Here is a 13106-nt window from a genome sequence, read left to right as displayed (position 1 = left end):
ATTCATATCACCAGAACTGGATATTTATGTTAAGATACAAATGAGTTTTGAAAAAATATATTAAACGGGCAGTTTAGTTCAATAAGGTTTATGGAAATTTATTGATGAATAATAAAAAATAATATATTCATAAGGGGGATATGGGAGGTGGGTATTTCAACACCATTTTTAGCGTTGGTTGTTAGCATTGCGTACATCATTGTTAGTAAGCTAATTGTCGGGAAAAATAAGAAAAAGATTTCTGAAACGGCAGGTGAAAATATTCAAATATGGGGATTACTCATAATTGGAATTATTGGTATCTGTAGCGTTTTCTTTTTTTTAGATATTTTTAATAATAATGTTATGAAGTGGTTTTGGTTATTTTTTTTAATACTAACATTAGGCTTTCAATCATTTTTGGAGTGGAAGTTTCTGAAGGATTCTAAGGAATATGTGGTTTCACTAATTGTACTAATGCTTGGACTAATTTATATTTTGATATTTATATTCTGATGTTTATATATAATGAACGGGTGCGATAGTTTTAGAAGAACAAGCTATTTCTTTAAGGAAAGAAGAGGGGATTGTTAGCTTATATCCATTTTTGTTAAATTTAAAAATCAATTAGTTATTTGAAAAGGGAGAGAGAATGATAATGTCTCAGTCACTAATTTTTGATATGGATGGAACACTATTTCAAACAGATAAAATTTTGGAATTATCACTTGAAGATACTTTTAACTATTTACGTTCACTAGATAAATGGAGTACAGTTACCCCTATTGATAAATACCGCGAAATAATGGGTGTGCCATTACCAAAAGTATGGGAAACATTGTTACCTTATCACTCTGTTGAAGAAAGAGATCAAACGAATGCTTATTTTCTAGAAAGATTAATAGAAAATATAAGAAGTGGAAAAGGTGCTTTATATCCAGAAGTAAAAGAAGTCTTTAGTTATTTGAAAGAGAATAATTTTGCAATATACATAGCAAGCAATGGTTTGACGGAATACTTAAAAGCTATTGTTAGTTATTATCATTTGGATAAATACGTTACAGAAACTTTTAGTATCCAACAAATTAATTCATTGAATAAATCGGATTTGGTCCAGAATATTATAAAGAAATACGACATCACTTATGGAGCAGTAGTTGGAGATCGGCTATCAGATATAAATGCAGCTAAAGATAATGGTTTAGTTTCAGTTGGATGTAACTTTGACTTTGCACGAGAAGATGAACTCGCACAAGCTGATATGGTAATTGACGATTTAACAGAGCTACAAACAATATTATCTAAATTACACAAATAATTTATTGAACTAACAGAGGCATTTCTTTAAGAACGAGAAGTGCCTTTTCTTAGAGTAAAAGGTGTACTTAATTTAAGTCTGTCTTAGTAACAATTGATACTCAAAATGACTTTACCTTACCTGAAGCATCAGCCAAAATCGAAGGAACGTCAGATGTTGTCCCAAAAATGAAGAAGTTATTGAACATCTATCGAAAGAATAATTTACCCATCGTTCACGTTATTCGCTTATATAAAGAGGATGGTTCTAACGTTGATATATGTCGTAGAGAAGCGATAGAAAATGGTTTGCGTGTTGCCACACCAAATACTTATGGAGCTGAGTTGGTTGCTGAAATAACCCCTAATGATGAATCCAAGATTAATTCAGATTTATTGTTCAAAGGTGAATTTCAACATATCGGAAATAATGAATGGGTCATGTATAAACCGCGTTGGGGAGCCTTTTATAACACCAAATTGGAACAATTCTTACGGGATAAAAGCTTTGATACTATTATATTTTGTGGATGTAATTTTCCTAACTGCCCTAGAACTTCCATTTATCAAGCAAGTGAAAGAGATTTTCGAATTGTGATGGTAGAAGATGCAATGTCTCAGGTTTATGAAAGAGGTATAGAAGAAATGAAAAACATAGGCGTAAATGTATTAGGAACGAATGAAATAAAAGATATATTAAAAGAACAAGAGAAGTATTACAATAGCTTCTTAAAATAAGAACTGAATACCATCTTGGACATAGAGTACGAACAAATACACTTAACTATTAGGGGCAAGAGTGGAACAAGACTATCATTTAGATGCGAAGATAAAGATATTGAACTAACAAAGCAGGTTAGTAAATTGATAAAGTGAAATTCGCAATACGGAGGGTCATTTTATGTATGGGTATGGCGTAGAGATGAGATTATTATTGTTGTTAGCTATTGTTTTGTTATTGTTTGTTTCGTTAAATACAATAATGAGAAAATGGTGGAATGTGGAGAGGAAGAAATTCTTTTCTTATAACCACGTTAATGAAAAACATAAAAAGGTTGATTGGACAATTAGAATCACTACAATAGTGAGTCTTTTGTTAGGATATGGTATAAATATTACGAGAGGCCCAACAAATGGGTATTGGTTTTTACAACCGTGGTTTACACTAATTATTTTTGTTGTCGTTTCTCAAATAGGTAGGGCTGTTATGGAACGAAAATATGCACAAAATCCAAATGCTTACAAAGTAACAATTAGTGAAATAATATTTATTCTTATACTGTTTTTTACATTATTCACTACTAATTTTTTTGGATTAGTGTAAGTTGCTAAAAGTGACTTTATTGAAGTATATAAGGAATCGCCATATCCTTATTATTTGTAAAGTATGAATATGCATGAATATAACACCATATAAAAGAACGGGAATGTTACTTATGAGTAAATTTATTATAAATTTTTTAGTTGTTATAGCTATAATAGCTTTTTTTAGCTTTTTTTCCTTGCCTAGTTTAAGTCCTACTATTGTTCTGTTTATTTTGATTATTTTTGTTGTGGTTTGTTTGTTTTTTTGTGTATCAAACTTTAAAAAGGGAAATAAGATAGGTGGATACACATACTTGTATGCTATTATTTTTCAAGTAGTAGCCTATATATATTACACTTTTATAAAATAGTTAATATTATTGTGATTAAATTCTAAGTTATAAAGTATCGGGTAGAATAGGTCAATAAAAAGGGTACTTATCTAACGAACAAAAAACTATCAAATTAGTGAATGAAGATAGCGTTATGATAGAGGGTCAATTTAGTTCTTTCAAACAATTAGTAGATAGTATAAAGAAAATCTCTAATAAGCACTTCACCCTCTTGATTGGGATAGACCGCTGTGGAGGTTAGCTAAAAAAATAAAAGAAGAATGTTCTAATATTACGTTTGTTCAATTGGATGATTTTTACCTTCCTTCCTCTCAAATTATAAATACACATCCAATTAAAAAGGCAATTGAAGTTGATTTTAATTGGAAACGTCTTTTAAATCAGGTGCTTGAGCCAATAAGTGAAGTAAGAGAAGAGCATTATCAACGGTACGATTAGGAAAAAGATAGTTTAGCAGAATAAATAAGATCTTAAATCATGGGTTGAATGTCCAAGAGAACTAAGGCTTTCAAGAGGACTTCAAAGAGATGGGCAAAAAGCTCATGGTATATGGGAAAATAATTGGGTGATTGCTGAAGACATTCACATAGAAAAACAAGTACCTTATAATATACTGACGATGTTCTTACTTCCTCAGTTAATACTGTTACGATCAAAGAGTATAAACCCTCAATTCTTTTATCTGCTTCACATCATCTGAAAACGACAAAATGGATCATTCCTATCTTTTTAATTTAAGGGTTTCCAAATTTATAAAAGAATTTTCTTAAATAATTGGGATTTAATGTTAAAATGGTGATGAAGATGTTATTAAGCTAAAGGACAGGATTATTTAATAAGAAGGAGGAAAAAAGATGAATGTGAAAGATATTTTTTTAGTACAGTTAAATGCTTGTCATGAAAACACTTGGTTTGTAGCGTTACTAAATTCAATTGATGGTCTTACTGAAGAGCAAGCCAGTTGGAAACCCAGTGAAATGACAAACTCTATCTTTGAAATAGTAAATCACTTAATATTCTACAATCAGCAATATTTAAATAGGTTTAAAGAAATACCAAACAAAGAAGATGTTGATAATAATACCTTTAGAAACAAAGAAGAATTAAATTGGGAAGACACTGTTAAGTGCATAAATAGCATAATGTCTGAATGGAAGAACGTTGTTGAAGAAGCTAATGCTAATAAAATTGACAAGTGGGCACCTGAACTTGCTCATCTTACTAATCATATAACATACCACACTGGACAGATTCTTTATATTAGGAAATTACAAGGTACGTGGAATCCGAAACATGGTGTGGAAGGCTAAAACCTTCTCCCGCAAACGGGTGTTAACATAGCGATCATCAAATACTCGTCTTTTTCATGACTTAAAATTAAAATGAAATGTTGGAGTATTATGGTAAATGATGAAAGAAGACATTGTAGTATATGGCAGGTTAGTTGAACAATGGAAAAACAGTCACCCTTAAAAATGGAATATAATGTTAATGTGGTGAGAGGAGGGTGTATACAATGATGCTTTTAGGACCTTTTCTGGTGGCTCTTATTCCATGGATTATTATTTTGACGTTTAGCTGGTGGTTGAGCAAAAAAGGTTTTACCTTATTTGTAAGGATGTTGCCTGGAATCATAGCGATTATAGTTGCTGTTATTCTCTTCTATATTGGTATTGTTAACATTAGAGGATTCGAAGGTGGAGCTTATGCGATTCTTGGTTTCTTTTTAACGATTTTTTCCATTATATCTTTTGCAACTGTTGCACAGAAAAAAAATAATCAACGTTATAATATATAACGAGAGATTGCTTAGGTCTTGCCATTTTGTCGAGGAATTTAACGGGTTTTTAAAAGTTATTAGCTAAAAAAGGATTTTGAAATCTTTTGGTGAAAGTTAAATATTAAACCTATAAAAGATGGAGGCTGTTGTAATGTTGAAACTGTTTCAATATAATTGGCAAGTTCGTGATGATTGGTTTACATGGTGCGAAGACATACCGGATGAAGAACTGTTAAAGGAACGAGTAGGTGGATTCGGCAGTATCCTACATACCTTGTTTCACATTGTAGATGTGGAATATATGTGGGTCTTAGGTTTGCGAGGTGAACCAGTGCCTGAGGAGCCATTGTTTGAGGATTATGCTAGCTTACAAAAAGTGAAAAATCTTTCAGCTCAATACCATGAGAAAGTGAAGCCATTTGTGACATCTTGGACAAATGAAATGGATTCTAGGAAACTTTCAGAAACTGATTTCAATGGAGAACCGATTAGCTCCAGAGACGCACCCATCAGGCGCCGAGTCATTGAATGTACACACGGAGAGATTATACGTCATGTCATTGTCCACGAAATCCACCATATTGGTCAGTTATCTATATGGGCACGTGAAATAGGAAAGGAGCCTGTTTCCGCAAACCTGAGAGGAAGAGGGCTATTCGACAATTAGACTGCCTTTACAAATTTCACAAACGCACACGAATGTGAGAGATCACAGCTATACAGAATATATGCTTATTGTGTTAAAGGGCAGATTACTTTAAGATGGTACGGCATAATTAAACTCCTTCCACTAAACACCAAATTGTTTCAAATGGTGGTCAAGATGCTTGTAAATGCCTTTTCCCCATTGTTCGCAGGTAAGTTTTCCGAAAAAAGGGTGTGGACGACCTTTACAAGCCTCTGGTCCATTTTTTTGAAATGTTATAATTTTTTGTTTCAGTTTTTCTTTTTCTATTTCAAAATCTTTTTTACATGTAATTAAAATAGTTGGAATAGTAGACATATTATGGGCTAAAGGTTTGTCATTATAAAAAATGGGCTTTGCAAATTTACCTACTAATACATCTAACCAACCTCTTGGGGGTAAGGAATATCCCATTGCGATATCTTGGAAATATGAGCAATGAGCTAACATTTGCGCTACATCCATTTTTCCCCAATTTGGTTGTGAATTTACGTTTAATTTTTCGATACGATTTAATATTTCATTTGTATACGTGATCTCAAAAATATTATTCATTAGAATCCTCCATTAGTATTTGATTTTAACCAATAAATGCCCTTGATTGTTTAATATATAATTCAATGTCAACGTTATTTTATCCTTCTTTAACTAAGAGGTGCAAGATTTAAACTTGATGATCATCAAAAATTAAACGTAAATTCCTTATTAAAGTAACAAGGGAATGATGAAATACTTTGGAAAATAGATTACCTTTTTTGGTAAAAAGGAAGGAATAAGTAATTATGATAGATTAATCACTAATAAAGAATAGGTGACGACATTGTGAGAGAATCTACTTAAACTTTAGGGCAGGATACTTGAACAAATAAAGGCAAGGAATAACAGGTTTGTAGAATAGTAAAATTGTGTTTTATATAACCTATTATTAAACTCCCTGATATTCCTTTATAAATTCCTAATACAATTTTTTTAAGAGATTCTTTGAATTGTAACTTGTAAGTTTTTTGTTCTTTTTAATTCTTTGAACGAAATCAGGATTTGCTAAGATTGGTCTACCAAAAGCAGCAAGGTCAATTGTCCCTTCTTTTAAAGCATTATTGGCCGTATCCACGTCTAAATTTCCTACACCTATGATTGTATCATCCCAATATTTTCTAACCAGTTGATGTAAGGTCATTTCATTAGTAATAACTTCTTTAAAATTATTGGTCGATGGATGTATTGTTTTTAAACCAATTTCTTTGAAAACTTGAATAAAAGCCTTTATTGTTATTTCAGGATTATCCCATTTAAATGTTGGAAGATCATCCTTTATTTCAGAAAACCGAATGATCGTATTTTGGGGGCCAACTTCCTTGGCAACTGCATGAAGTATTTCCTTCATGAAAGTTAAACGCTGATATAAATCTCCACCATACTTATCTTCTCTTTTATTTGTAACGTTGGTATTAAATTGATCTATTAAATAGCCATGGGCACCATGTATCTCTACACCATCGAACCCTGCAGCCTTAGCATTTCTAGCAGCAAGTGAATATTGATTAATGACACTCTGTATATCATGAAATGACATTTGCTCTGGAGATTCATATGGTTTACGCAAACGATGAACGAGTCCATCGGCTTTGATTTTTGAAGGTGCTTGTGGAGCATAACCGCCTGTTAGTTCATGATGCGTTAATCTTCCAACATGCCAAAGTTGGGCAACGATAGTTCCTCCTTCTAAATGAACAGCATCTGTCACCTTTTGCCATGCCTTTATTTGTTTATCAGTATACAGTCCAGGTACACCAAAAGTCCCTTTGCCTCGTAGACTTGGATTTATTCCTTCTGTAATAATTAATCCGATACCGTTTGCAGCTCTTCTACGATAATATTCAACAACATCTTTTCCAACTATTCCAGTTTCATTATCTGCAAAACTTCTCGTCATCGGAGCCATTACAACTTTGCTTTGAAGTTTCCAATTATTTAACTGAACAGGGTCTAGTAAATGATTCATTTATATCTCTCCTTAAATTGAAATTGATTTTTGAAAAGAATTATAAATTAAATTATTTGATATTCAGTAATCGTCTATATTCGTTCCATTCTTTTTCTGCAAATGCATCTAAATCATATTGGATTTGTTCTTTTGCTTTGATAGCGGATTTTTTTGTCTTGAAATCTATTGATTCATTATTCTCAAATAACTTCTCTAAATCACATAAAAGTTTGGTACCTTTTCCAAATCCATGTTTAATAAACAGCCCAAATAAGAGATCTTCATTTTTTCTATAAACATAGTAAAACTTCTCTTTTGATACATTGATCAATCTTTCCTTAAATTTTGGATCGCCTTTGAATTCTAATTTTAAGGAAAACGGCTTCGATGATGTAGGATTCACTAGCAAATTAACAATAATTAGATTGTTGTCCATGATTTTCATCCTCTCCATTCAACCAATCAAAATAAGGTGAATCATTATCTTCGTTAAGCCAAGCATAATTTATAGATTTATTTTGATTAGTCCTTCATTTTTTCATTTTAGATCTTCTATTTCTTGTTGAATAAGTGGACACGTTCATATTCCTTCACGATCTAGTTTTATTTCATGAGGTTTTCTAACCCATTCACAAAATATTTAGCTAAACTTCAACAGTACGAATTCTCATTGTTCCATTTGTTATTTGAGCATTCATATAATCTATTTCTTTTAGAGTAAACAATTATTTAACTGAACAGGATTTAGTAAATGATTCATTTATATCTCTCCTTAAAATAAATACTTTACAAGAATTATAAATTAAATAAAAGGTTATTTACATGGATAATTCATGTTATTATGTTATATTTACTTATAAATTAACTTTATTTTGGATGTTATACTTTTAATTTAAAGGAGGTTATTATGTTGGATGAAATGGATAAGCAAATTTTATTAGTACTTCAAGAAAAAGCAAGAATCTCAATGACCGAGCTTGGCAAAGCAGTTGCCTTATCCCAACCAGCTGTTTCAGAAAGAGTGAAAAGGTTGGAAGAGGAGGGTGTCATTGACCATTACAGAGCAGTTGTACCAGCAGAAAAAGTAAACAAACCCATATCAGCCTATGTGTTATTCCACACAAAAAGCTGTGAAAGGTTTGTTGACTATTGCGAGAAGACGGAGGAAGTTATTGAACTACATCGAATAAGTGGTCAATATAACTTTTTATTAAAAATGGTTGCTGATTCTTTACAATCCTTAGAAAGTAGAATGAATAAATTAGGGGAGTATGGAGACTCTACTACCCTTATTGTTCTCTCTTCACCGATAAAAGGAGCAAAGGTAATACCTTGCTTTTAATTAAAAAAGAAAAGAATCACGATTAACAATACTTCAACACGGCGGTCATAAAATGATCGTCTTTTTTATGGGTTACATTTAAAATGAATTAATGGAATATTATGTTGAAATGATGAAAATGTACTTTACTAAAGGACAGGCTAGAGGTGTTAATTATTTCATAAGATTACAGATTGTGGAGGGAGTAATTAAAATGAAAAATAATGAAAAGAACAAGGTTTATATAATATCAGGTCCTGCTGGAGTGGGTAAATCTACAACTTCCAAAGAACTTGTTAAACAATTAAAGCAAAGTGCTTATGTTTCTGGTGATGACATAAGTCATATGCACATAAATGGCCGATTGAAACCTTGGGAAAGCAAAGAAGAGCTCGCCTTGATTTGGAATAATATTCTAAGTTTGACTAAGAATTTTATTTCTTTTGGTATCGATATTGTAATTGATTATGTGACATTCCCAGAGGAAGCAAAATGGCTTAGTGAAAATCTTGTAAACCTAGATGTAGAAGTTAAATATATAGTGTTATGGACTGATAATAAAACATTAATTAATAGAGATAATATGAGACAACCTGAGTATAGAATGGGGGATCGATGTCTAATGTTAGTCGATGAGTTTATGGAATCAAACCTAGATAAAAAGCATCTTTTTGATACAAGTAATAATATATGTGAAATTTCCTTAGTAATAGATGAAATAAAGGAGAATCAAAAATATAAAGTTATTTAGATTCTAATGCTAGAATTTAACAAGGAGTTGACGATAAAATGTAGCTCCTTTTTTTTCTTATTAAAACAGAGGGAAGAAAAGTTAAAAAACTAAACTGTATATCGTAAAGGAGATAACTAAAACTTTATTCAGTAAAATTGCTACAAATTAGTGATAGTGAATCGTTTGAAGAAAAAGACAACCGTACACCTGAGCAAGATGAATTCGTCTTTCATTGGCTATTGGGAAAAAATGAGTAAGCTTTAAAACTGGTGTTGATTTCAATAAAATAATTGAATAATTTAACTATTTTCTCTTTAAATGCAACTTTCATGAATAGATACACAAACTACTTCCAGGTGAGGTGGTTTTTTGGTACAAGGAGCTATTAATCAAAATACAAAATTAACAAAAGATTGGCTACAAAATTATGTGGATGACTGGGTGAAATTTTATTGGAAGCATACGAAAGAAGGGGAACTTGCTTCCTACATACCACATTTAATGCAAGCAGATAAGAGTCATTTGGGAATTTCAATCATGGGTATTAATGGTGTAACCATTGAGTCTGGAGATGTTGATATTCCTTTTACGATCCAAAGTATTTCCAAAGTTTTTACCTTTATTGTAGCTTGTATGGAAAGAGGAGTTTCCTATGTGCTTGATCGGGTCGATGTAGAGCCGACTGGTGCGGCTTTTAATTCAATTATGCACCTAGAAATGAAACAGATTAAAAAGCCATTTAATCCATTTGTGAATGCTGGCGCCATTACCGTAACATCGCTTTTGAACGGAAAAACATCTGATGAGAAACTAGAGCCTATTTTTGAATTGCTGGAAAATATTTTAGGTTATTGTCCTTCATTAAACATGGATGTTTTTAAGTCGGAAAGTGAAACCTCAATACGAAATAGAGCTATTGGATATTATCTAGTCGAAACTGGCAACTTGGAATCAGAGCTAGATCTGACATTGGAAACATATTTTAAACAATGTTCAATCGAAATTTCACTTAAGGATTTGGCTCATATAGGTACGATACTAGCAAATGACGGTAAGGATCCAAAAACGGAGTTAGAAATTATTCCAAAACAAGTTGCTCGTTTAGCAAAGTCATTAATGTTGACTTGCGGGATGTATGATGCGTCTGGAAAATTTGCTGCGTATGTCGGAATTCCAGCCAAAAGTGGTGTCTCTGGTGGAATTGTTGCAGTTGCTCCTCCAAGAGCAAGGCACGAGGATCTTCCTTTCCTTGAAGGGTGTGGAATTGGGGTTTATGGTCCTGCGCTCGATAAACAAGGCAATAGTATCGCAGGAATTAGACTTCTCCGACATATAGCAAAGCAATGGGATCTCAGTATATTTTAAAGATTGAGTTTGTATAAGCTTGAAATCATATAAGAATTTGATATAATCTGCTGATTGAATCCTTTCATCCAAGTTCTCACTCCTGGTCAAAATGTCAGGTGTTATCAAATTGTCCGATATAAAGAGTCACATATCACTGCTAATCACCAAAATGTTGTTAATCCCCCTAAAATTCTGTTTTTTGCACTAATAAATATGAATTACAACCTATTATTTCCAATTTCCCGTTAAGTCTCGAATTTATGGCTAGTCCTACCAAAAGTGCATCAGAACATATTTTACTCGACCCATTATCAAATTATTGTTGCAAATGCAATAAATTTAAGTTGAATTAGGTATATGCTGTTTTTGTTGCATTTGCAATAAAAATATTTACTAAGGAGATTAACTATGAAGGAAATTCTTCGTGAAATTGGAGTGATAGCAAGGGCATTAGATTCGATTAGTAATATAGAATTCAAAGAATATGACCTTACAAAAGGACAATATTTGTATCTTGTGCGCGTATGTGAAAACCCAGGAATCATTCAAGAAAAGTTAGCTGAGATGATAAAAGTTGACCGAACAACAGCAGCTCGTGCTATAAAAAAACTCGAAATGAATGGTTTTATTGAAAAGAAAGAAGATAAACATAACAAAAAAATAAAAAAACTCTTTCCAACAGAGAACGGAAAAAATGTTTATCCTTTTATAAAAAGAGAAAATGATTATTCCAATATCGTTGCATTAGAGGGGTTTTCAGAAAAAGAAGCGAAAACCATTTTCGATCTTCTTCAAAGAGTACGACAAAATATTGAAAAAGAATGGGAATATGTAAAAAAGGGAAACAAGAGAAATTATTGATTTTATAAAGGTGTGACATATTTAAATGGCGATAAGTATAAAAAAGTGTACCCTTGAAGATAAATGCAATCTTCAAGAAATTAGTTATGAAACATTTAAGGAAACATTTAAACATCAGAATTCAACCGATAATATGAATGCTTATTTGGACGGAGCATTTAACTTAAAACAATTAGAAAAAGAATTATCCAATATGTTTTCGCAATTCTTTTTTGTTTATTTTAATAATGAAGTCGCAGGATATCTAAAGATCAATACCAATGATGCTCAGTCTGAAGAAACAGGAGATGAAACTCTTGAAATTGAGAGGATATATATAAAGAACAAATTTCAAAAACATGGACTTGGTAAAGTTCTGCTTACTAAAGCAAAAGACATTGCAGTGGAAAATAATAAAAAGAAAATTTGGCTAGGTGTATGGGAAAAAAATGACAACGCCATCGCTTTTTATAAGAAAATGTCGTTTGTTCAAACAGGATCCCACTCTTTTTATATGGGGGATGAAGAACAAACGGACATTATAATGACCAAAACTCTCGAGTGAATAATCAAATATACATGAACTTGTAATCGGCTGGTGAAGGACTCTATACCATTTCTTGAATTAGAGTCTTGCTGTATATATCCTACTTAATGTTCTGTGTTGAAGCACTAGCTATTCAAGTTATTGATTACTTTGAAGAAAAGAAGGTTATGGTAATGAAAAAAGGAATAATTACATTTGCTATCATTGTCATTTGTTTTGTTTCCATGGTATTTGGGAGTTATCAATTAATGAATTCTAGAAGCTTTCAGTTATTTGGTGATTTGACTGCTAAAGTTGAAACAAAAGAAAAAGTTGTAGCAATTACCTTTGATGATGGTCCTACTAAAAATGTTAATGAGATTCTATCGTTGTTAGAAAAGTATAATGCTAAAGCAACATTTTTTCTGATTGGAGAATATATAGAAGAGTTTCCAAAAGAGGCTGAAGCAATTGTACAAGCTGGGCATCAGGTTGCAAACCATACTTATTCACATAATCGAATGATTTTCAAATCTCCATCGTTTATTAAAAATGAAATTGAAAAGACAAATCAATTAATTAGAGAAATTGGTTATAAAGGGCAAATTGATTTTCGACCACCGAATGGAAAGAAAATCATAGCTTTGCCATGGTATTTGCATAAAAATAATATAGAAACGATTATGTGGAATCTTGAGCCAGACAGTTCTTATGAAGAAGCTGATGATAAAGTAAATTACGTGGTAGAAAGTATTGAGCCGGGATCCATTATACTTATGCATCCCATGTATGATGATACAGGAAAAGAGCTCAAATCCGTTGAAGGTATTTTAGAAGCATTATCTCAGAGAGAGTATCAGTTTATAACGGTCAATGAATTACAAGATATATAAACTGCTAGACAAACCAACATCAATTAAATGGAATGAGACCTTGAATATCGAAGGAAGTATAAGT

The 13106-nt window shown here is 31.9% G+C and carries 15 protein-coding genes and 1 pseudogene; 13 read left to right on the top strand and 3 right to left on the bottom strand.

The window, feature by feature from the left end:
- The first annotated feature begins 147 nt into the window (after positions 1-147).
- From BM121_RS11985 to BM121_RS11950, 7 genes and pseudogenes are all read left to right on the top strand, one after another.
- Positions 148-495, top strand: a complete 348-nt coding sequence (locus BM121_RS11985; RefSeq protein WP_091483883.1) for a DUF4181 domain-containing protein — start codon at positions 148-150, stop codon at positions 493-495.
- Between the two features lie 142 nt (positions 496-637).
- Entirely contained in the window at positions 638-1297 is a 660-nt protein-coding gene (locus BM121_RS11980; RefSeq protein ID WP_091483882.1) for an HAD family hydrolase, read from the top strand.
- A gap of 89 nt (positions 1298-1386) precedes the next feature.
- Positions 1387-2013, top strand: a pseudogene (locus tag BM121_RS11975) (cysteine hydrolase family protein); the annotation flags it as partial.
- Between the two features lie 163 nt (positions 2014-2176).
- Complete coding sequence (locus tag BM121_RS11970) at positions 2177-2599, top strand: DUF4181 domain-containing protein (RefSeq protein ID WP_091483880.1); 423 nt, start codon at positions 2177-2179, stop codon at positions 2597-2599.
- Positions 2600-3787: 1188 nt separating this feature from the next.
- The gene (locus BM121_RS11960) at positions 3788-4243 is read left to right on the top strand and encodes a DinB family protein (protein WP_091483879.1); all 456 of its coding nucleotides are present in this window, start codon (positions 3788-3790) and stop codon (positions 4241-4243) included.
- Between the two features lie 206 nt (positions 4244-4449).
- On the top strand, positions 4450-4731 hold the full coding sequence (locus BM121_RS11955) for a YesK family protein (RefSeq protein ID WP_091483878.1): 282 nt from the start codon (positions 4450-4452) through the stop codon (positions 4729-4731).
- Positions 4732-4864: 133 nt separating this feature from the next.
- Positions 4865-5380, top strand: a complete 516-nt coding sequence (locus BM121_RS11950; RefSeq protein ID WP_091483877.1) for a DinB family protein — start codon at positions 4865-4867, stop codon at positions 5378-5380.
- 123 nt (positions 5381-5503) lie between these two features.
- On the opposite strand, the gene BM121_RS11945 is transcribed toward BM121_RS11950, so the two are convergent.
- The 3 genes from BM121_RS11945 to BM121_RS11935 form a co-directional block, all read right to left on the bottom strand.
- Positions 5504-5953, bottom strand: coding sequence for a DUF1569 domain-containing protein (locus BM121_RS11945; protein ID WP_091483876.1), 450 nt, complete (start codon positions 5951-5953; stop codon positions 5504-5506).
- A 400-nt stretch (positions 5954-6353) separates the two neighbouring features.
- Positions 6354-7400, bottom strand: coding sequence for an oxidoreductase (locus BM121_RS11940; protein ID WP_091483875.1), 1047 nt, complete (start codon positions 7398-7400; stop codon positions 6354-6356).
- A gap of 52 nt (positions 7401-7452) precedes the next feature.
- Positions 7453-7818, bottom strand: a complete 366-nt coding sequence (locus tag BM121_RS11935; RefSeq protein ID WP_091483874.1) for a hypothetical protein — start codon at positions 7816-7818, stop codon at positions 7453-7455.
- 474 nt (positions 7819-8292) lie between these two features.
- Here BM121_RS11935 and BM121_RS11930 point away from each other — a divergent pair, with 474 nt between their 5' ends.
- The 6 genes from BM121_RS11930 to BM121_RS11905 all read left to right on the top strand — a co-directional run bounded on the left by BM121_RS11930 (position 8293) and on the right by BM121_RS11905 (position 13042).
- Positions 8293-8724 carry an Lrp/AsnC family transcriptional regulator gene (locus tag BM121_RS11930; protein ID WP_091484086.1) on the top strand — a complete coding sequence of 144 codons (432 nt, stop codon included), beginning with the start codon at positions 8293-8295 and terminating at the stop codon, positions 8722-8724.
- Positions 8725-8917: 193 nt separating this feature from the next.
- Positions 8918-9454, top strand: coding sequence for an AAA family ATPase (locus BM121_RS11925; protein WP_091484085.1), 537 nt, complete (start codon positions 8918-8920; stop codon positions 9452-9454).
- A gap of 351 nt (positions 9455-9805) precedes the next feature.
- Positions 9806-10801, top strand: coding sequence for a glutaminase (locus BM121_RS11920; protein ID WP_091483873.1), 996 nt, complete (start codon positions 9806-9808; stop codon positions 10799-10801).
- A gap of 390 nt (positions 10802-11191) precedes the next feature.
- A complete protein-coding gene (locus BM121_RS11915) occupies positions 11192-11644 on the top strand; it encodes a MarR family winged helix-turn-helix transcriptional regulator (protein WP_091483872.1) in 453 nt (150 codons plus the stop codon).
- A gap of 25 nt (positions 11645-11669) precedes the next feature.
- On the top strand, positions 11670-12188 hold the full coding sequence (gene paiA, locus BM121_RS11910; RefSeq protein ID WP_091483871.1) for a spermidine/spermine N(1)-acetyltransferase: 519 nt from the start codon (positions 11670-11672) through the stop codon (positions 12186-12188).
- A gap of 155 nt (positions 12189-12343) precedes the next feature.
- Positions 12344-13042: a polysaccharide deacetylase family protein gene (locus BM121_RS11905; RefSeq protein ID WP_091483870.1), complete on the top strand. Its 699-nt coding sequence runs from the start codon at positions 12344-12346 to the stop codon at positions 13040-13042.
- Positions 13043-13106 lie beyond the last annotated feature (64 nt).

It is taken from the genome of Gracilibacillus orientalis (assembly GCF_900114645.1).
GTDB lineage: Bacteria > Bacillota > Bacilli > Bacillales > Amphibacillaceae > Gracilibacillus > Gracilibacillus orientalis.
The sequence above is the reverse complement of the archived record's forward strand: the minus strand, read 5'-3'. Positions and strand labels throughout refer to the sequence as shown.

What these genes read in the sequence shown, in the direction of transcription:
- BM121_RS11980 (WP_091483882.1), top strand. Translation starts at nt 638, where the DNA reads ATGTCTCAGTCACTAATTTTTGATATGGATGGAACACTATTTCAAACA.
- BM121_RS11970 (WP_091483880.1), top strand. Translation starts at nt 2,177, where the DNA reads ATGTATGGGTATGGCGTAGAGATGAGATTATTATTGTTGTTAGCTATT.
- BM121_RS11960 (WP_091483879.1), top strand. Translation starts at nt 3,788, where the DNA reads ATGAATGTGAAAGATATTTTTTTAGTACAGTTAAATGCTTGTCATGAA.
- BM121_RS11955 (WP_091483878.1), top strand. Translation starts at nt 4,450, where the DNA reads ATGATGCTTTTAGGACCTTTTCTGGTGGCTCTTATTCCATGGATTATT.
- BM121_RS11950 (WP_091483877.1), top strand. Translation starts at nt 4,865, where the DNA reads ATGTTGAAACTGTTTCAATATAATTGGCAAGTTCGTGATGATTGGTTT.
- BM121_RS11945 (WP_091483876.1), bottom strand. Translation starts at nt 5,953, where the DNA reads ATGAATAATATTTTTGAGATCACGTATACAAATGAAATATTAAATCGT.
- BM121_RS11940 (WP_091483875.1), bottom strand. Translation starts at nt 7,400, where the DNA reads ATGAATCATTTACTAGACCCTGTTCAGTTAAATAATTGGAAACTTCAA.
- BM121_RS11935 (WP_091483874.1), bottom strand. Translation starts at nt 7,818, where the DNA reads ATGGACAACAATCTAATTATTGTTAATTTGCTAGTGAATCCTACATCA.
- BM121_RS11925 (WP_091484085.1), top strand. Translation starts at nt 8,918, where the DNA reads ATGAAAAATAATGAAAAGAACAAGGTTTATATAATATCAGGTCCTGCT.
- BM121_RS11915 (WP_091483872.1), top strand. Translation starts at nt 11,192, where the DNA reads ATGAAGGAAATTCTTCGTGAAATTGGAGTGATAGCAAGGGCATTAGAT.
- paiA (WP_091483871.1), top strand. Translation starts at nt 11,670, where the DNA reads ATGGCGATAAGTATAAAAAAGTGTACCCTTGAAGATAAATGCAATCTT.
- BM121_RS11905 (WP_091483870.1), top strand. Translation starts at nt 12,344, where the DNA reads ATGAAAAAAGGAATAATTACATTTGCTATCATTGTCATTTGTTTTGTT.